General features: G+C 69.5%; 15 protein-coding genes. 12 read left to right on the forward strand and 3 right to left on the reverse strand.

What is annotated here, in order from left to right:
* Window positions 1-108 precede the first annotated feature (108 nt).
* Window positions 109-1,116, reverse strand: coding sequence for a membrane protein (locus tag HEP81_RS25685; RefSeq protein WP_037651830.1), 1,008 nt, complete (start codon window positions 1,114-1,116; stop codon window positions 109-111).
* A gap of 137 nt (window positions 1,117-1,253) precedes the next feature.
* Here HEP81_RS25685 and HEP81_RS25690 point away from each other — a divergent pair, with 137 nt between their 5' ends.
* From HEP81_RS25690 to HEP81_RS25740, 11 genes are all read left to right on the forward strand, one after another.
* Window positions 1,254-3,878 (forward strand): valine--tRNA ligase, encoded by a 2,625-nt coding sequence (locus HEP81_RS25690; protein ID WP_037651833.1) that lies wholly within the window; start codon window positions 1,254-1,256, stop codon window positions 3,876-3,878.
* A 154-nt stretch (window positions 3,879-4,032) separates the two neighbouring features.
* Window positions 4,033-5,577 (forward strand): bifunctional tetrahydrofolate synthase/dihydrofolate synthase, encoded by a 1,545-nt coding sequence (gene folC / locus HEP81_RS25695; RefSeq protein WP_220511570.1) that lies wholly within the window; start codon window positions 4,033-4,035, stop codon window positions 5,575-5,577.
* Between the two features lie 10 nt (window positions 5,578-5,587).
* Complete coding sequence (locus tag HEP81_RS25700) at window positions 5,588-5,941, forward strand: DUF4233 domain-containing protein (protein WP_037651837.1); 354 nt, start codon at window positions 5,588-5,590, stop codon at window positions 5,939-5,941.
* Window positions 5,942-6,007: 66 nt separating this feature from the next.
* Window positions 6,008-6,421 (forward strand): nucleoside-diphosphate kinase, encoded by a 414-nt coding sequence (gene ndk, locus HEP81_RS25705; protein WP_037651838.1) that lies wholly within the window; start codon window positions 6,008-6,010, stop codon window positions 6,419-6,421.
* A 207-nt stretch (window positions 6,422-6,628) separates the two neighbouring features.
* The gene (locus HEP81_RS25710) at window positions 6,629-7,648 is read left to right on the forward strand and encodes a rod shape-determining protein (RefSeq protein WP_037651840.1); all 1,020 of its coding nucleotides are present in this window, start codon (window positions 6,629-6,631) and stop codon (window positions 7,646-7,648) included.
* Window positions 7,649-7,814: 166 nt separating this feature from the next.
* Window positions 7,815-8,825: a rod shape-determining protein MreC gene (gene mreC / locus HEP81_RS25715; RefSeq protein WP_051849879.1), complete on the forward strand. Its 1,011-nt coding sequence runs from the start codon at window positions 7,815-7,817 to the stop codon at window positions 8,823-8,825.
* 13 nt (window positions 8,826-8,838) lie between these two features.
* Window positions 8,839-9,519: a rod shape-determining protein MreD gene (gene mreD / locus HEP81_RS25720; protein WP_037651842.1), complete on the forward strand. Its 681-nt coding sequence runs from the start codon at window positions 8,839-8,841 to the stop codon at window positions 9,517-9,519.
* A 173-nt stretch (window positions 9,520-9,692) separates the two neighbouring features.
* Window positions 9,693-11,948 (forward strand): penicillin-binding protein 2, encoded by a 2,256-nt coding sequence (gene mrdA, locus HEP81_RS25725; protein ID WP_037651844.1) that lies wholly within the window; start codon window positions 9,693-9,695, stop codon window positions 11,946-11,948.
* A complete protein-coding gene (gene rodA, locus HEP81_RS25730) occupies window positions 11,945-13,141 on the forward strand; it encodes a rod shape-determining protein RodA (protein ID WP_037651846.1) in 1,197 nt (398 codons plus the stop codon). The genes mrdA and rodA overlap by 4 nt, the downstream gene beginning before the upstream one ends.
* A gap of 73 nt (window positions 13,142-13,214) precedes the next feature.
* Window positions 13,215-14,714, forward strand: coding sequence for a CYTH and CHAD domain-containing protein (locus tag HEP81_RS25735; RefSeq protein WP_037651847.1), 1,500 nt, complete (start codon window positions 13,215-13,217; stop codon window positions 14,712-14,714).
* Between the two features lie 70 nt (window positions 14,715-14,784).
* Complete coding sequence (locus tag HEP81_RS25740; protein ID WP_037651848.1) at window positions 14,785-16,746, forward strand: TIGR03960 family B12-binding radical SAM protein; 1,962 nt, start codon at window positions 14,785-14,787, stop codon at window positions 16,744-16,746.
* 45 nt (window positions 16,747-16,791) lie between these two features.
* Here HEP81_RS25740 and HEP81_RS25745 read toward each other — a convergent pair whose 3' ends face one another.
* Window positions 16,792-17,136: a hypothetical protein gene (locus HEP81_RS25745; RefSeq protein ID WP_157854322.1), complete on the reverse strand. Its 345-nt coding sequence runs from the start codon at window positions 17,134-17,136 to the stop codon at window positions 16,792-16,794.
* 39 nt (window positions 17,137-17,175) lie between these two features.
* Between HEP81_RS25745 and HEP81_RS25750 the strand changes: the two genes are divergently transcribed.
* Entirely contained in the window at window positions 17,176-17,370 is a 195-nt protein-coding gene (locus tag HEP81_RS25750; RefSeq protein ID WP_037651851.1) for a hypothetical protein, read from the forward strand.
* A 300-nt stretch (window positions 17,371-17,670) separates the two neighbouring features.
* Here HEP81_RS25750 and HEP81_RS25755 read toward each other — a convergent pair whose 3' ends face one another.
* Complete coding sequence (locus tag HEP81_RS25755; RefSeq protein ID WP_274599498.1) at window positions 17,671-18,537, reverse strand: YhjD/YihY/BrkB family envelope integrity protein; 867 nt, start codon at window positions 18,535-18,537, stop codon at window positions 17,671-17,673.
* Window positions 18,538-18,651 lie beyond the last annotated feature (114 nt).

Consider the following 18,651-nt stretch of genomic DNA (forward strand, 5'->3'; position numbering starts at 1 on the left):
CCAGCCGCCCGAACGACGTGGAAGGGGCCCCGGTCATCAGACCGGGGCCCCTTCCGCGTGCCTGGGGGCGGACGCCAACGGGCCTACGCCCCTGGGCGGTTACGCCGGTTACGCCTTGACCCGCACGTCGTTGCGCAGCTTCGTCGCCAGTTCGGCGGTCTCGTCCAGGGAGCCGGACTGGCCGGAGGCGAGGGAGGCCACGCTGTAGTCGGACACGAAGGCGACGGTGCTGTGGTCGCCCCAGATGCACATCGGCATCTTGAAGCTCTTCGGCATGCCGGAGGACGAGGACGAGGAGTCGGTGTTGTCGATCTGCGCCACCTGGCACTTCATGACGCCGTTGGAGAACCCGGCCGGGTGCACGGTCTCCGGACTGCCGAGCATCTTGCCCTTGGTGGTGGAGTCGCTCTGGTCCTTCGACGACTCGGTCTTGATCTTGGCGAACATCGCGTCCACCACGGCCTCGGGGTTGTCGATGGTGCCGTACACCCCGCTGAAGGACAGGCCCTTCTTGGTCAGCCCGGTGCCGGTCTCGTAGCTGGAGCTGACCTCCGTGGGGTTCTGCACACCCCACTTCTGGAAGTCCGACTTGTCGGAGTCGCTGAGCCCGTCCGAGGACCCGTCCGAGCCGTCCTGCTTGGTGTAGGTCCCGTTGATCACCGTCGCCGGCGTTATCAGCTTGTGCGCGCCGTCGTTCGCGACGGTGCTGCTGCCGTCGCTGCCGCCGAGCAGGAAGACCGCGCCCACCACGATCGCCGCCACGACCACGACCGAGCCGATGATCAGGCCGGTCTTCTTCTTGCCGCCACCCGGCTGGGGCGGCTGCGGCATGCCGCCGTAGGGCTGCTGCTGGCCATAGGGCTGCTGGCCGTACGGACCGGGCTGCTGGGGCATCCCCGGCTGCTGGGGGTAGCCGTACCCCGGCTGCTGCGGCGGGGCCTGCTGGGGGTAGCCGTAGCCGGGCTGCGGCGGCTGTCCGTAGGGGCCGCCCTGCGGCTGCTGACCGTACGGACCCGGCTGCTGCGGCTGCCCGTACGGACCGGGCTGACCCGGCTGTCCGTAGGGACCCGGCTGCTGGGGTGGCTGACCGTACGGGCCCGGCTGGTTGTTGCTCATCTCTGGGATCCCCCTAGGACGCTTATATGTCCCTGACATCCTGAACCAGGCCGAAGAACCGCAGGGCACCGGGGGCGGCACCGTTACAGAACAAACGCGTTTCGGGACCGGCCCGTGACCCCTCTAAACTGAGCCCCGTGACCGAGAACGCTCAGCAGCAGCCACCCGCGCCCGACACCGAACTGCCGACCCAGTACGCGCCGGCCGATGTAGAGGGGCCGCTGTACGAGCGCTGGGTAGAGCGGGGGTACTTCGAGGCGGACGCGAAGAGCGAGAAGCCGCCGTACACCGTCGTCATCCCGCCGCCCAACGTCACCGGCTCCCTCCACCTGGGCCACGCCTTCGAGCACACGCTCATCGACGCCCTGACCCGCCGCAAGCGCATGCAGGGCTACGAGACCCTGTGGCAGCCCGGCATGGACCACGCCGGCATCGCCACCCAGAACGTCGTCGAGCGCGAGCTCGGCAAGGAGGGCAAGTCCCGCCACGACCTGGGCCGCGAGGCATTCGTGGAGCGCGTCTGGAAGTGGAAGGGCGAGTCCGGCGGCCAGATCTCCGGCCAGATGCGCCGCCTCGGCGACGGCGTCGACTGGTCCCGTGAGCGCTTCACCATGGACGAGGGCCTCTCCCAGGCCGTCCAGACCATCTTCAAGCGCCTGTACGACGACGAGCTGATCTACCGCGCCGAGCGCATCATCAACTGGTGCCCCCGCTGTCTGACCGCCATCTCGGACATCGAGGTGGAGTACCAGGACGACGACGGCGAGCTGGTCTCCATGAAGTACGGCGAGGGGGACGACGCCATCGTCGTCGCCACCACCCGTGCCGAGACGATGCTCGGTGACACGGCCGTCGCCGTCCACCCCGAGGACGAGCGCTACCGGCACCTGGTCGGCAAGCTCATCAAGCTCCCGCTGACCGACCGCTCCATCCCGGTCGTCGCCGACGCCCATGTCGACCCCGAGTTCGGCACCGGCGCCGTCAAGGTGACCCCGGCGCACGACCCGAACGACTTCGAGATCGGCCAGCGCCACGACCTGCCGTCCATCACCGTGATGGACGAACACGCCGTGATCACCGTGCACGGCCCCTTCCAGGGCATGGACCGCCTGGAGGCCCGCTCCGCCATCGTGGCCGCGCTGCGCGCCGAGGGCCGGATCGTCGCCGAGAAGCGGCCGTACGTCCACTCCGTCGGCCACTGCTCGCGCTGCAAGACCACCATCGAGCCGCGGCTGTCCATGCAGTGGTGGGTCAAGGTCGGCCCGCTCGCCAAGGCCGCGGGTGACGCGGTCCGCGAGGGCAAGGTCAAGATCCATCCGCAGGAGATGGAGAAGCGGTACTTCGACTGGGTCGACAACCTCCACGACTGGTGCATCTCGCGCCAGTTGTGGTGGGGCCACCGGATCCCGGTGTGGTACGGCCCCGAGGGCGAGGTCGTCTGCGTCGGCCCCGGCGAGCAGCCGCCCGCCGGCGAGGGCTGGCACCAGGACACCGACGTCCTCGACACCTGGTTCTCCTCCGGCCTGTGGCCCTTCTCCACCCTGGGCTGGCCGGAACAGACCGAGTCGCTCGCGAAGTTCTACCCGAACTCCGTCCTGGTCACCGGCTACGACATCCTCTTCTTCTGGGTCGCCCGGATGATGATGTTCGGCCTGTACGCGATGGACGGCACCCCGCCGTTCCACACCATCGCCCTGCACGGCATGGTCCGCGACCAGTTCGGCAAGAAGATGTCGAAGTCCTTCGGCAACGCGGTCAACCCGCTGGACTGGATGGACAAGTACGGCAGCGACGCCCTGCGCTTCACGCTGGCCCGCGGCGCCAACCCGGGCGTCGACGTGCCGATCGGCGAGGACTGGGTCCAGGGCTCGCGCAACTTCGCCAACAAGATCTGGAACGCCACGCGCTTCGCGCTGATGAACGGCGCGACGGTCGAGGGTCCGCTGCCCGAGGCGTCGAAGCTCTCGGCGACGGACCGCTGGATCCTCTCCCGCCTCAACTCGGTCGTGGCCGAAGTCGACGCGCTGTACGAGGACTTCCAGTTCGCCAAGCTGTCGGACGCCCTCTTCCACTTCGCGTGGGACGAGGTCTTCGACTGGTACGTCGAGCTGTCCAAGACCGTCTTCCAGGCGGGCGGCGAGCAGGCCGAGGTCTCCAAGCGGGTCCTGGGCGAGGTCCTGGACGTCACCCTGAAGCTGCTGCACCCGGTGGTCCCGTTCGTCACGGAGACGCTGTGGACGACGCTGACCGGCGGCGAGTCGATCGTCATCGCCGAGTGGCCGACCGACAGCGGCTTCCGTGACGCGGCCGCCGAGCAGGAGATCTCCGCGCTCCAGTCCGTGATCACCGAGGTCCGCCGCTTCCGCGCCGACCAGGGCCTCCAGCCCGGCCAGCGGGTCCCGGCCCGGCTGACCCTGGACGGCACGGCGCTGGCGCCGCACGAGGCGGCCATCCGCCAGCTGCTGCGCCTCCAGCCGGAGGGCGACTCCTTCACGGCGACGGCCACCCTGCCGATCGCCGGCGCCGAGGTCGCCCTCGACCTCTCCGGCACCATCGACGTGGCCGCCGAGCGCAAGCGCCTCGCGAAGGACCTGGCGGCAGCGCAGAAGGAGCGTCAGCAGGCCGAGGCCAAGCTGGGCAACGAGGCGTTCCTGGCGAAGGCCCCGGACCACGTCGTGGAGAAGATCCGCACGCGGCTCACGAAGGCCGACGAGGACATCTCGCGGATCGAGAGCCAGCTGGCGAAGCTGCCAGAAGCGTGAGTCACTCACGCCGGTCAGTGTGGGGGACTCGCACATGACCAGCGTGAACCGGTTCGCGCCGGGGCTGAAGAACCTCACGCATGACCAAGCGTGAACCGGTTCACGCTGGCCGAAGGCCCCGGTACCGACCAGGCACCGGGGCCTTCGCCCACCCATGTCAGTGGGGCTCCGTAGACTGATACCCGTGAGCGACCTCCCGCACGAGAACGACCAGCCCGATCCCCTCGACCCGTTCGAGGAGATCATCGAGGCCGAGACCGACCGCGACCCCGACCTCGCCGTCATCGAGGCAGGCAGCCGTACCCTGCGTACCCAGGGCGGCGCGCCGCAGGCCGATGTGCCCGCGCGGCCCGAGGACCCGGAAGTCGACAAGGCGCTGCGCGAGGTCGAGGCGGAGCTGGCGACCCGCTGGGGCGAGACCAAGCTGGAGCCCTCGGTCAGCAGGATCTCCGCGCTGATGGACGTGCTGGGCGACCCCCAGCGCTCGTACCCCTCGATCCACATCACGGGTACGAACGGCAAGACCTCCACCGCCCGCATGATCGAGTGCCTGCTCGGCGCCTTCGAGCTGCGCACCGGCCGCTACACCAGCCCCCATGTGCAGTCGATCACCGAGCGGATCAGCCTGGACGGCGCCCCGGTCTCCGCCGAGCGCTTCATCGAGACGTACCAGGACATCAAGCCGTACATCGAGATGGTGGACGCCGCCCAGGAGTACCGGCTGTCCTTCTTCGAGGTCCTCACCGGCATGGCCTACGCCGCCTTCGCGGACGCGCCGGTCGACGTGGCCGTCGTGGAGGTCGGCATGGGCGGCTCCTGGGACGCCACCAATGTGATCGACGGCGATGTCGCCGTCGTCACCCCGATCGGCCTGGACCACACCGACCGCCTCGGCGAGACCACCGGCGAGATCGCCGGCGAGAAGGCCGGCGTCATCAAGCAGGGTGCCACCGTCATCCTGGCCCAGCAGCCCGTGGACGCCGCCCAGGTGCTGCTGAAGAAGGCCGTGGAGGTCGACGCCACCGTGGCCCGCGAGGGCCTGGAGTTCGGCATCGTGGCCCGCCAGGTCGCCGTCGGCGGACAGATGCTCACCCTGCGCGGCCTCGGCGGCGAGTACCCCGAGGTCTACCTCCCGCTGCACGGCGCCCACCAGGCGCACAACGCGGCCGTGGCGCTCGCCGCCGTGGAGGCCTTCTTCGGCGTCGGCGCCCAGCGTGCCGAGCCGCTGGACATCGACACCGTCCGCAAGGCGTTCGCCGCCGTCTCCTCCCCGGGCCGCCTGGAGGTCGTACGACGCTCTCCCACCGTCGTCCTGGACGCCGCGCACAACCCGGCCGGCGCCGAGGCCACCGCAGAGGCGGTGCGCGAGGCGTTCGACTTCACGCGGCTGATCGGCGTGGTCGGCGCGAGCGGCGACAAGAACGTGCGCGGGCTGCTGGAGGCCTTCGAGCCGATCTTCGCCGAGGTCGTCGTCACCCAGAACTCCAGCCACCGCGCCATGGACGCGGACGAACTGGCCGCCATCGCCGTCGAGGTCTTCGGTGACGAGCGGGTCCAGGTCGAACCGAGGCTGCCCGACGCCCTGGAGGCCGCGATCACGCTGGCCGAGGAGGAGGGCGAGTTCGCGGGCGGCGGTGTGCTGGTCACCGGTTCCGTCATCACGGTCGGCGAGGCCCGGCTGCTGCTGGGCAAGGGCTGAGGAGTCCGACGTGCGTACGCTCTGTTCATCCACGCTGATCGGCGAGTTCTTCGTCATCGGTTTCGCCGGTCTGGTCGCCATGAAGGACCCGAGCCTGTCGGTCTCCACGGTCTGGCTGGTCAGCGGCATCGCCATGGCCCTGTGTGTGCTGCTGTGCGGCATGGTGACCCGGCCCGGGGGCGTCGCCCTCGGCTGGGCCCTTCAGATCGCCCTGGTCGCCTCCGGTGTCTTCGTGCCGACCATGTATTTCATGGGCGTGGTGTTCGCCGCCCTGTGGTGGGCCTCGGTGCACTTCGGGCGAAAGGTGGACGAGGCCAAGGCCCGGTTCGCGGCCCAGGCCGAGTCCTCGGCTGACGCTGCGTAACGGGCGCCCGGATACGCCCTGTAACCTCGTCCCACCGCACACGTCCCACGCGTAAGGAGTCCCCTCGTGAGCCAGCGCACCCTCGTCCTGCTCAAGCCCGACGCCGTCCGTCGCGGCCTGACCGGCGAGATCATCAGCCGTATCGAGCGCAAGGCCGGCTGGCAGATCACCGCGCTGGAACTGCGCTCCCTGGACCAGGACACGCTGGAGCTGCACTACGGCGAGCACAAGGGCAAGCCCTTCTACGAGCCGCTGGTCGCGTTCATGTCCTCCGGTCCGGTCGTCGCCCTGATCGTCGAGGGCGAGCGGGTCATCGAGGGCGTGCGCCAGCTCGCCGGTCCGACCGACCCGATCGCCGCCCAGCCCGGCTCCATCCGCGGCGACTTCGGCGTCATCGTCCGGGAGAACCTGATCCACGCCTCCGACTCCGAGGAGTCCGCCGAGCGCGAGGTGAAGATCTTCTTCCCGGGCCGCGCGTAATACCGGCGATAGAGGGAACGCGCGCCCCCGAACGCCCGTCTCCACAAGCGGGGCGGCCCGCCATCTGGTGACAATGGCGGAGACCCTCGCGCAGTGTTCGTGCAAGCGCGTTTACGATGGAAGCCTTCACGTCACAGCACCCGCCTCGCCTGCCTGACATGCCCTCAAAAGCTCAGGAAGGCCAGATGAATCCGGATGGGGAACTCAATGTCGTTCATCGGCCGTGACATGGCTGTCGACCTCGGGACCGCCAACACGCTGGTGTACGTCAGGGGTCGCGGAATCGTGCTCAACGAGCCGTCCGTCGTCGCGATCAACACCAACACCGGTGGCATCCTGGCGGTCGGCGCCGAAGCGAAGAAGATGATCGGCCGGACGCCGGGGAACATCGTGGCGGTCCGGCCGCTGAAGGACGGCGTCATCGCCGACTTCGAGATCACCGAGCGGATGCTGCGCTACTTCATCCTGAAGATCCACAAGCGCCGGTATCTGGCCCGCCCGCGCGTCGTGGTCTGTGTGCCCTCGGGCATCACGGGCGTCGAGCGCCGCGCGGTCATCGAGGCCTCCAGCCAGGCGGGCGCCCGCCAGGTGCACATCATCGAGGAGCCCATGGCCGCGGCCATCGGCTCCGGCCTGCCGGTCCATGAGGCCACGGGCAACATGGTGGTGGACATCGGCGGCGGCACCACGGAGGTCGCGGTCATCTCCCTCGGCGGCATCGTCACCGCCCAGTCGATCCGGGTGGCGGGCGACGAGCTGGACAACGCGATCATCCAGTACATCAAGAAGGAGTACAGCCTTCTCCTGGGTGAGCGCACCGCCGAGCAGATCAAGATCACCATCGGTTCCGCGTACGCACTCGACTCCGACGAGCACACCGAAGTCCGCGGCCGGGACCTGGTGTCCGGGCTGCCCAAGACCGTCGTCATCTCGGCCGCCGAGGTCCGCAAGGCGATCGAGGAGCCGGTCAACGCGATCGTGGACGCGGTCAAGACGACCCTCGACAAGTGCCCGCCGGAGCTGTCCGGCGACATCATGGACCGGGGCATCGTGCTGACCGGCGGCGGCGCCCTGCTGCGCGGCCTGGACGAGCGGCTGCGCCGCGAGACCGGTATGCCGATCCATATCGCCGAGGACCCGCTGGACAGCGTGGCGCTCGGATCCGGAAAGTGCGTCGAGGAGTTCGAGGCGCTCCAGCAGGTTCTGGACGCGCAGCCGCGTCGATGACACGGCGCATCGATTCCGCCGTACGAGACGTTCTCCTCTCGTACGGCGGATCGTTGATATAGAGGCATAAGCTCCCCCAATGGGCCGCTTGGATTTGCGCCGTACCTTTCGCGCTTTTCCGGTGGTCCGATGAATTCCTACTTGAGGAAGGGCACGGCCGCCGCACGTGAGGGACACCAAAGAGAGCCGGCTGCTCCTGGTCCTGCTGATCGCCATCGCGTTCGCGTTGATCACCGTGGATATCCGAGGGGGCCGGAACTCCCCGGTCGACGGTGCCCGGCAGGCCGCGGCCACCGTGTTCGGCCCGGTGGAGGACGGACTGTCCTCGGCGGTCGACCCGGTCGGCAACGCCGTCTCCGCGATCCGCGACTCGGGCGAACGGCACAGCAGGCTCGCCACGCTGGAGAAGGAGAACGCGGCCCTCAAGGCGAAGCTCGGCAGCGACGACCGCAGCCGCAGCCGCCTCAACCAGCTCGACAGCATGATGAAGCTCGCCGGTGAGGGCCAGTACGGCATCAAGGGCGCCCAGGTCGTCGCCATAGGGTCGGCGCAGGGCTTCTCCTGGACCATCACCATCGACGTCGGCGCGAGCGACGGCATCAAGCGGGACATGACCGTCCTGAACGCCGACGGCCTGGTCGGCCGGGTCACCACGGTCGGGCCCGACACGTCCACCGTGCTGCTCGCCAACGACCCGGACTTCACCGTCGGCACCCGGATGGAGGGCAGCGACGAACTCGGCTTCGCCTCCGGCCAGGGCGACCGCCCGCTGCGCGTCCAACTCCTCAACGGCAAGGCCGAGGTGAAGAAGGGCGACCGCCTGGTCACCTTCGGCTCGGAGTCCGACAAGCCGTTCGTGCCGGGGGTGCCGGTCGGTGTGGTCTCGCGTGTCGACCCCTCCGGCGGCGGTCTGACCCGCACCCTGTACGTCACCCCGTACGTCAGCTTCACCAAGCTCGACATCGTCGGCGTGGTCGTCCAGGCGCCGAAGAAGGACCCGCGCGACGAGGTCCTGCCGAGCAAGCCCAAGCCGGTCCCGACGCCCACGGTGACCGTCACGGTCACCCCGTCCACGGGCGCGAACCAGGGCGGCGGGCAGAGCGATCAGTCGCAGAGCGACCAGTCGCGGTCCGACCCGTCCCAGACCGACGAACCACAGACCGACCAGCAGCGGTAGGAGCTCAATCCCCATGCGTGTCAACCGGATCCTGCTCTCCGTGCCGCTGGTCGTGGTCGCCCTGGTGATCCAGGTGAGCGTCCTCGCCCGCCTCCATCTGCCGGGCGCCGTCCCCGATCTGCTGCTCCTGACCGTCCTCGGCCTCGCCATGGTGTACGGCCATGTCGGCGGCGCCCTCGTGGGGTTCGCGGCCGGTCTGCTGGCCGACCTGGCCCCGCCCGCGGACCACGCGGCGGGCCGCTACGCCCTGGTGCTCTGTGTGACCGGCTACTTCGCCGGTCTGGTCAAGCCGGAGAACGGCCGGCTGAGGTCGGCGACCGGCCCGATGGCCGTGGTCGTCGCCGCCGCGATCGGCTCCACGCTGCTGTACGCCGGGGTGGGCGCCCTGGTCGGCGACACCGCCGCCCGCCATGTCGGACTGCCCGGACTGCTGTTCTCGGCCGCCCTGTACGACCTGCTGCTGGCCCCGTTCGTGGTACCGGCGGTGATGTGGCTGGCCCGCCGCTGCGACAACGATCCGCTGGCCGAGACCACCGCCACCAGCGCCAAGGCGGCCGACATCTCCTCGGGCTGGCTGTCCTCCGGCACCGGGCTGCGCATCGGCAGCCAGCGCGGCGGCCTCGGCGCGCTCAAGGCCAAGGCCCGCACCCGCTCCGCCAGGGTCGGCCGGATCAAGGGGGTCAAGCGGCTGTGAACAGTTGTCAGGCCCCCGGAGAGCCCGGGCCATGCACATTCACTCGTACGGGTCGGCTGTCGCGGAACGCGGGCTCACAGACTGATCGTTCATCATTCGTACGCGCGCGGTCCGGTCGCACACACGCGCCGCGCGTCCGGACGTCCGTGCGCTGAGAGGGGGAGCAGCCCGCAGTGACCAACATCCCCGAGACCGGCCGGACCCCACGGGTCCAGATCCGGCTCGTCGTGATCCAGATCCTCGTCCTCTCCCTGCTCGGCACGCTCGGCGGCCGGCTGTGGTACCTCCAGATCCGGGAGGGCGCGCAGTACCAGAAGGAGGCGTCGGGCAACCACGTCCAGCAGGTCGTCCAGCCCGCCGTGCGCGGCGAGATCCTGGACGCCCGCGGCGTGCCCCTCGCGGACAACGAGACCCGTCTGGTGGTCTCCGCCTCCCGCACCGACCTGCTCAAGCAGAAGGACGACGGCAAGGCGGTCCTGACCAAGCTGGCCGGGGTCCTCGGCATGCCGACCGAGGACGTCATGCAGAAGGTCCGCCTCTGCGACGCCAAGACCCCCCAGCCCTGCTGGAACGGATCGCCGTACCAGCCGATCCCGATCACCGACAAGGCCACGCCCCGCCAGGCCCTACAGATCCGCGAGCGCTCCGAGGACTTCCCCGGCATCACCGCCGAGCCCGAGGCCGTGCGCCGCTATCCGAGCCCCGGCAAGTCCAACACCGCGCAGGTCCTCGGCTATCTCTCGCCGGTCACCGACGACGAGATCCAGAAGGCCAAGGACACCAGCTCGCCCTATCTGCGCTCGGACATGGTCGGCCGCTCGGGCCTGGAGCGGGAGTACGACAAGGAGCTGCGCGGCAAGGCCGGCGTGACCCGCTACGAGGTGGACAACCTCGGCCGGGTCATCGGCAAGGCCAAGTCGGACGCGGCCGAGCCCGGTTCGAACGTGGTCACCAGCATCGACTCCCGAGTCCAGCGCGTCGCGGAGTACGAACTGGACAAGGCGATGAAGGCCGCCCGCACCCAGTTCGACTCCATCACCGGTGAGAACTACAAGGCCGACTCCGGCGCCGTCGTGGTGATGGAGGCCAAGACCGGCCGCATCGTCGCCATGGCCTCGGCGCCCACGTACGACCCGAACGCCTGGGTGGGCGGTATCTCCGCCAAGGACTACAAGGCCCTCACCGGCAAGAACTCCGACTATCCGCTGCTCAACCGGGCCATACAGGGTCAGGCGGCGCCCGGCTCGACCTTCAAGGTGGTCTCCACGGCCGCCGCCGTCCAGGCGGGCTACGCGTGGGACGGCGGCTACCCCTGCACCAGCGACTACCGGGTGGGCAACCAGATCTTCAAGAACTTCGAGGGCGAGAACTTCGGCGACATCTCGCTGGGCCGCGCCCTGGAGGTCTCCTGCGACACCGTGTTCTACGGCATCGCGGACAAGGAGTGGAAGCGGGACGGCGGCATCAACCCGAAGAAGGGCCAGCCGAAGGACTACTTCTTCAAGACCGCCCATCAGTTCGGACTCGGCAAGCCGACCGGCGTCGACCTGCCCAACGAGGTGGGCGGCCGGGTCCCGGACCGCCAGTGGAAGCTGGACTACTGGAAGGCCAACAAGGACTCCTGGTGCAAGACCGGCAAGAAGGACGGCACCTACGTCGAGAAGATCGCCTACGAGAACTGCCTCGAAGGCGACAAGATGCGCGAGGGTGACGAGATCAACTACTCCATCGGCCAGGGCGACACCCTCGTCACCCCGATCCAGGAGGCGATGATCTACGGCGCCGTCGCCAACGGCGGCACCGAGTACGTCCCGACCATCGGCAAGGCGATCGTCAGCCCCGACGGCAGGACCGTCCAGGAGATCAAGCCCCAGGTGCAGCGCAAGCTGCCGATCACCCAGGCCACCCTCAAGGGCATGAACGACGCCTTCGCGGGCGTCATCACCCGGGGTACGGCCGCCTGGAAGTTCAACGGCTGGCCGCAGGACAAGATCCCGCTGCACGGCAAGACCGGTACGGCGGAGGTCTACGGCAAGCAGACCACCTCCTGGATGGCCACCTACTCCAAGGACTACACGGTGATCATGACGATCGCCCAGGCAGGTACGGGTTCCGGTGCCTCCGGTGAGGCCGTGCGCAATATCTACAGCGCGCTCTACGGCGTCCAGGGCGACGGCTCCATCGACCAGAAGAAGGCGTTCCTGCCCGAGCCGCAGGCGTCCCTGCCGAAGGTCCGCACCGATGGCACCATCGTCGCCCCCGCGGTCCCCAAGGACGCGGCGAAGGACACCGAGGCCGCCCAGAAGAACAACCCGAGCAACGGCAGCGACCAGCAGCCCGCGGGCACAGCCCCGCCCACCGGCGACAACACCAACCACCGAAGGCGGCGGCCGCGCCGTAAGCGCGGAAGCCGGAGGATGCCCTCATGACCGGCGCGAACAGCTTCTCCGTCTCCGGTTACGGACCCGCGCGGGCCGGCTGGACCAGGCTCTTCGCCCGCGACTCGCTCGCGCGGCGCCTGGACTGGCCGATACTGCTGTCCGCGATCGCCCTGTCGCTGATGGGCTCGATGCTGGTCTTCTCGGCGACCCGCAACCGCACCGAGATCAACCAGGGAGACCCGTACTTCTTCCTGGAGCGGCATCTGATGAACCTGGGCATCGGGTTCGCCCTGATGCTCGCCACCCTCTGGCTGGGCCACCGCGCCCTGCGCAACGCGGTGCCGGTCCTCTACGGCGCCTCGGTCCTGCTCGCCCTGGTGGTGCTCACCCCGCTCGGCGCGACCATCAACGGCCAGCGCAACTGGATCGTGATCGGCGGCTTCTCCGTCCAGCCCGCCGAGTTCCTCAAGATCGCGATCATCCTCGGCATGGCGATGCTGCTGTCCGCGCGGGTGGACGCGGGCGACAAGCCGTTCCCGGACCACCGCACCGTGGCGCAGTCCCTGGGCCTCGCCGCCGTGCCCTGCATGATCCTGCTGCTGATGCCGGACCTCGGCTCGGTGCTGGCGATGGTGGCCATCATCCTGGGCGTCCTGCTCGCCTCCGGCTCCTCCAACCGCTGGGTGTTCGGGCTGCTCGCCGCCGGTGTGGTCGGCTGTATCGCCATCTGGCAGCTGCACATCCTGGACCAGTACCAGATCAACCGCTTCGCGGCCTTCGCCAACCCGGACCTCGACCCGGCCGGCGTCGGCTACAACACCAACCAGGCCCGCATCGCCATCGGCTCCGGCGGACTGACCGGCGCCGGGCTGTTCCACGGCTCGCAGACCACCGGCCAGTTCGTGCCCGAGCAGCAGACCGACTTCGTGTTCACGGTCGCGGGCGAGGAACTGGGCTTTCTGGGCGCCGGTTTCATCATCTTCCTGATCGGCGTCATCCTGTGGCGCGCCTGCCGGATCGCCCGGGACTCGACCGAGCTGTACGGCACCATCGTGGCCGCGGGCATCGTGGCCTGGTTCGCCTTCCAGTCGTTCGAGAACATCGGGATGACCCTCGGCATCATGCCGGTCACCGGTCTGCCGCTGCCGTTCGTGTCGTACGGCGGATCATCGATGTTCGCGGTGTGGGTGGCCGTAGGACTACTGCAATCGATCAAGGTGCAGCGGCCGATGTCGGCATAAGGGCTCACCACGGCGGAGGGCGTCCTTGGGGCGCCCTCTGCCGCACCGGGCCGCCGCGCACTAGATTCGGTTCATGGCGGAGACGAAACGCGAGATCGAGCGCAAGTACGAGTCCGATGAGGGCGGGCTGCCCGACCTGACCGGCATCGGCTCGGTGGCCGCCGTACTCGACAAGGGCCTCGTCGAGCTGGACGCCACCTACTACGACACCGCCGACCAGCGCCTCGCCGCCGCCTCCCTCACCCTGCGCCGCCGTACCGGCGGCTCCGACGCCGGCTGGCACCTCAAGCTCCCGGTCGCCCCCGGAGTCCGCGACGAGATCCGGGCCCCGCTCTCCGACACCCTCCCCGAGGAACTCGCCGCCCTGGTCCGCTCCCGGGTCCGCGAGGCGCGGCCGGTCCCGCTGGTCCGGCTGCGTTCCGCCCGGGACGTGCGCCATCTGGTGGACGCGGACGGCGCCCTGCTGGCCGAGGCGAGCGTGGACGCGGTGACCGCCGAGCGGCTCACCGGCGCGGGCGGGACCGTCCAGTGGACCGAGATCGAGGTGGAGCTGGCCGACGGGGGAGACCCGGCGTTCCTCGACCAGGTGGAGAAACGCCTGGCCAGGGCGGGTGTACGACCGTCCGCCTCGCCCTCCAAACTGGCCCGCGCCCTCGAACTCACCGGGGGCCTGCGCCGCCCGCCCGCAGCGCGCGCCGAGCCGGTCACCGCGGGCGACCATGTCCTCGCCTATCTCCGGGCCCAGCGGGACGCCCTGGTCGCCCTCGACCCCGCCGTACGACTCGACACCCCCGACGCGGTGCACCGGATGCGGGTCGCCACCCGCCGCGCCCGCAGCACCCTGCGCACCTTCCGTACCGTCCTGGACCGCGCCGTCACCGAGCCCGTCGCCGCCGAGCTGAAGTGGCTCGCGGGCGAGCTGGGCGTCGACCGCGATCGGGAGGTGCTGGCCGAGCGGCTGACCAGCGCCCTCGACGCCCTCCCGCCCGCCCTGGCCACCGGCCGGATCCAGGAGCGCCTCACCTCCTGGGCCCGGGCCGAGGGCGCCGCCGCCCCCGCCCACCTCACCGGCGTCCTGGACTCCCCCCGCCACCTCGCCCTCCTGAACACCCTGGACGCCCTGCTCGCGGACCCGCCGCTGCGCGCGGCGGCCGCGCGGAAACCGAAGAAGGTGCTCGGCGCGGCCGTACGCAAGGACCTCGCGCGGCTCACCACGCAGGTCGAGCGGGCGCTGGCGCTGCCGCCCGGCACCGAGCGCGACCTCGCCCTGCACGAGGCGCGCAAGAAGGCCAAGCGCACCCGGTACGCCGCCGAGGCCGCCACCGACGCCCTCGGCGCCCCCGCCCGCGAGCTCACCGCCGCCATGAAGTCCCTCACCACCCTCCTCGGCGACCACCAGGACAGCGTCATGGCCCGCCATACCCTGCGCGAGCTGGCCGCGGTGGCTCATGCGGCGGGGGAGAGCGCGTTCCCCTACGGGGTGCTGTACGGCAGGGAGGAGGCCCGGGCGGCGGCAGCGGAGGCCGAGCTGCCGAAGCGGTGGCGCAAGGCCACGGACCGCTTCCTCGGCTGACCGTTCGGAGGAGGCTCCCGGGCGGGTTACGCTGGATGGTCACCCCTGTCAGCTCATGAAGGTTCGCGAGATGCCTGTCGAGTCGGTTTTCCCGCAGCTCGAAGCTCTGCTCCCGCACGTGCAGAAGCCGATCCAGTACGTAGGCGGAGAACTCAACTCCACCGTCAAGGACTGGGACGAGTGCGACGTCCGCTGGGCGCTCATGTACCCGGACGCTTACGAGGTCGGTCTGCCCAACCAGGGCGTCATGATCCTCTACGAGGTGCTCAACGAGCAGAAGGGCGTCCTCGCCGAGCGCACGTACAGCGTGTGGCCGGACCTGGAGGCGCTGATGCGTGAGCACCGCGTACCGCAGTTCACGGTGGACGGCCACCGCCCGGTGCGCGCCTTCGACGTGTTCGGCCTCAGCTTCTCCACGGAGCTGGGCTACACGAACATGCTCACCGCCCTCGACCTGGCCGGCATCCCGCTGGAGTCCAGGGACCGCACCGAGGACGACCCGATCGTGCTGGCCGGCGGCCACGCCGCGTTCAACCCGGAGCCGATCGCCGACTTCATCGACGCGGCGATCATCGGCGACGGCGAGCAGGCCGTGCTGGACATGACCCGGATCATCCGGGAGTGGAAGGCCGAGGGCCGCCCCGGCGGCCGAGAGGAGGTCCTCTTCCGGCTGGCGAAGACGGGCTCGGTGTACATCCCGGCGTTCTACGACGTCGAGTACCTCCCCGACGGCCGGATCGGCCGCGTCGTGCCGAACAAGTCGGGCGTGCCGTGGCGGGTCTCCAAGCACACCGTCATGGACCTGGACGAATGGCCGTACCCCAAGCAGCCGCTCGTGCCGCTGGCCGAGACCGTCCATGAGCGCATGTCGGTGGAGATCTTCCGCGGCTGCACCCGCGGCTGCCGCTTCTGCCAGGCGGGCATGATCACCCGCCCGGTGCGCGAGCGCTCGATCACGGGCATCGGCGACATGGTGGAGCGCGGTCTGAACGCCACCGGCTTCGAGGAGGTGGGCCTGCTCTCCCTGTCCTCCGCGGACCACTCGGAGATCGGCGAGATCGCCAAGGGCCTGGCGGACCGCTACACGGACGACAAGATCGGCCTGTCGCTGCCCTCCACCCGCGTGGACGCCTTCAACGTCGACCTGGCCAACGAGCTGACCCGCAACGGCCGCCGCTCCGGTCTGACCTTCGCCCCCGAGGGCGGCTCCGAGCGCATGCGCAAGGTCATCAACAAGATGGTCTCCGAGGAGGACCTGATCCGTACGGTCGCCACGGCCTACGGCAACGGCTGGCGCCAGGTGAAGCTGTACTTCATGTGCGGCCTGCCCACGGAGACCGACGAGGACGTGCTCCAGATCGCCGACATGGCGACGCATGTCATCCAGAAGGGCCGCGAGGTGTCGGGGGCCAACGACATCCGCTGTACCGTCTCGATCGGCGGTTTCGTGCCCAAGCCGCACACCCCCTTCCAGTGGGCGCCGCAGCTGTCGGCGGAGGAGACGGACGCACGGCTCCAGAAGCTGCGCGACAAGATCCGCGGCGACAAGAAGTACGGCCGTTCCATCGGCTTCCGCTACCACGACGGCAAGCCCGGCATCGTGGAGGGCCTGCTGTCCCGCGGTGACCGCCGTATCGGCGATGTCATCCGCGCCGTCTACGAGGACGGCGGCCGCTTCGACGGCTGGCGCGAGCACTTCTCCTACGACCGCTGGATGGCCTGCGCCGACAAGGCCCTTGCCGCCCACGGCGTGGACGTCGACTGGTACACCACCCGCGAGCGCACCTACGAGGAGGTCCTTCCCTGGGACCACCTCGACTCCGGTCTCGACAAGGACTGGCTCTGGGAGGACTGGCAGGACGCCCTCGACGAGACCGAGGTCGAGGACTGCCGCTGGACCCCGTGCTTCGACTGCGGTGTCTGCCCGCAGATGGACACGCACATCCAGATCGGCCCGACGGGCAAGAAGCTGCTTCCGCTGACCGTGAAGAACGCCGGTCCGGCGTCGGCGGCGAGCGGGCACGCGCACTGACGTGACCGAGTGACGAGTGAGCCCCTTCCCGGACCGGGAAGGGGCTCACTGGCGTAACCGCCCGGTGCGGCCGGGGTCGGTGACGCCGGGCGGGCAGGCGAACAGGCCGGAACCGACGTGCTGGATGCACTCGTGAGGGCGTCGTTCATGCCGAGCTTGCCCCTTCCTCAGCGGCTCCGCCCGCACGGAGGCCGGCAGCCCACCGGCGGAGCCGTCGTCGACTGGGTACTCGTGCGGAGGCTGCTTGACCTGCGAGACGAAGAGGGGATGCCGTTTCTGGGCGGATATCAAGCACAGCGGGGGCGGCAGGAAGAAGGTCGACGTGTCAGAATACTCCGGCGCCGGCCGGAACAAACCCTGGCGACTTCCGGCGGTCTTGGCTCGCTTCATCGCTGGAATTCTGTCGGTCACCCTCTTAACCCGGAAACGGTGGACATCGTCGCCAAGGACGACACCCGGAAGCAGCGCACCGACACCGCTGTCCAGGCGAATGAGTGGCTCGGCGAGGCGGCGACGTCGGCCTTCGGAAAGGGCACCGAGATCACCGGAAGCAGCGTGGAGGAAGTCGGCAAGAGGCTGAAAGTCACTGCTGAGACCAACCGTGGCGGAATCGCCGGCTGGTGACCCGAGAGGCGGCTTGAGAGTGCCTGGGTCCAAGAATGATCGCGGCGCCCGCGGGAATTCCGGATCCGAGGCCACGGCGGCGGTGGCCGAGCGATTCGCGCGGATATGGTTCCCCGATGAATTCGTAGGCGGCAAGCGACACGTGCGCACCCTCGGGGAAGGCTCCGGTCGCGTTGATCTGGTGACCTACAGTCGATACAAAGACGGCGTCCGTATGCCTGTGCGTCTGGATGTCACCGTCATCACCGACCGGCGCGTCATCGGCTTCCATGCCGGACCGGCTCCCCTTCCCGGTGGGGCTCAATGGCCGGGCGGGGTGTCCGTGTGATGGCGGATCACCTGTCGGCGGACCGAGCGCCAGCGGGAGCGGGTTTGGGAGACGACGTCGTTCCATTGGCGGCGGACCTCGTCGTCGGGGGTGCGTTCGCCGTGGGAGATGCGGGTCAGTTCGTCGCGGATCTCGCGGCCCATCACCGAGGCGCCGACGATGCAGAGCATGACCGCGAAGAGGGCGGAGATCATCGCGAACACCGCGCCGACGACGCCGTAGCGCTGTGCCGAGGTGTTGAACAGGTGCGGGAGATAGAGGGTCGCGCCCACGGAGTAGACCGCGATGGCCACCGCGCCGGTGACGCCGAAGGGGATCAGATCGCGCCAGGCGATCCGGCGGGCGGACAGCAGGACGCCGGTCCAGACCAGGAAGACCGCGGTCACCGGCAGCTCGACCGCCGCGCTGAGCAGATGCGCCCGGCTCTCGCTCGGCAGCGACTGGATCAGGGCACTGATCGCCATGTAGCAGGCGCCGGAGAGCAGCCAGCCCAGCCCGTTGCGGGTGTTGCGCACGCTGAGGGACCGGAGCTCCCAGGTCTGCTCGAACAGACGTTGCAGGGCTCGGGTGAAGCTCAGCGCCGACACCGCGAGGAACAGCACGCCGAGGACACTGACGTTCACCTGCTCCTGCTCGGGGGAGAAGAGCGCGTCGACCGCCGCCGCGCCCTCGTCGGTCAGGCCGTACCGGGTGATCAGCTGATGCGCGATGTCGTACGAGCCGACGCTGGTCAGCACCGCCGCGCCCAGGATCACCAGCGGCACCAGCGCGGTCAGGGCGCTGGAGGCGAGGGCCATGGAGCGATCGAAGCCCGCGACCCGCTGGAAGCGGCCCAGCACCCGCAGCGTGAACGCAGGACGCAGCCAGAAAGTGAGGGTCCTGAGCAGGCGCCGGCCGCGGTTCTCCGCCGTCGTACCCTCCGGGGATCGTTCAGAAGGGGGAAAAGTCAGCAA

The sequence above is a fragment of the Streptomyces griseofuscus genome (assembly GCF_014673495.1).
GTDB lineage: Bacteria > Actinomycetota > Actinomycetes > Streptomycetales > Streptomycetaceae > Streptomyces > Streptomyces murinus.

What these genes read in the sequence shown, in the direction of transcription:
- HEP81_RS25685 (WP_037651830.1), bottom strand. Translation starts at nt 1,116, where the DNA reads ATGAGCAACAACCAGCCGGGCCCGTACGGTCAGCCACCCCAGCAGCCG.
- HEP81_RS25740 (WP_037651848.1), top strand. Translation starts at nt 14,785, where the DNA reads ATGCCTGTCGAGTCGGTTTTCCCGCAGCTCGAAGCTCTGCTCCCGCAC.
- rodA (WP_037651846.1), top strand. Translation starts at nt 11,945, where the DNA reads ATGACCGGCGCGAACAGCTTCTCCGTCTCCGGTTACGGACCCGCGCGG.
- HEP81_RS25710 (WP_037651840.1), top strand. Translation starts at nt 6,629, where the DNA reads ATGTCGTTCATCGGCCGTGACATGGCTGTCGACCTCGGGACCGCCAAC.
- mreD (WP_037651842.1), top strand. Translation starts at nt 8,839, where the DNA reads ATGCGTGTCAACCGGATCCTGCTCTCCGTGCCGCTGGTCGTGGTCGCC.
- HEP81_RS25745 (WP_157854322.1), bottom strand. Translation starts at nt 17,136, where the DNA reads ATGAAGCGAGCCAAGACCGCCGGAAGTCGCCAGGGTTTGTTCCGGCCG.
- folC (WP_220511570.1), top strand. Translation starts at nt 4,033, where the DNA reads ATGTCAGTGGGGCTCCGTAGACTGATACCCGTGAGCGACCTCCCGCAC.
- HEP81_RS25735 (WP_037651847.1), top strand. Translation starts at nt 13,215, where the DNA reads ATGGCGGAGACGAAACGCGAGATCGAGCGCAAGTACGAGTCCGATGAG.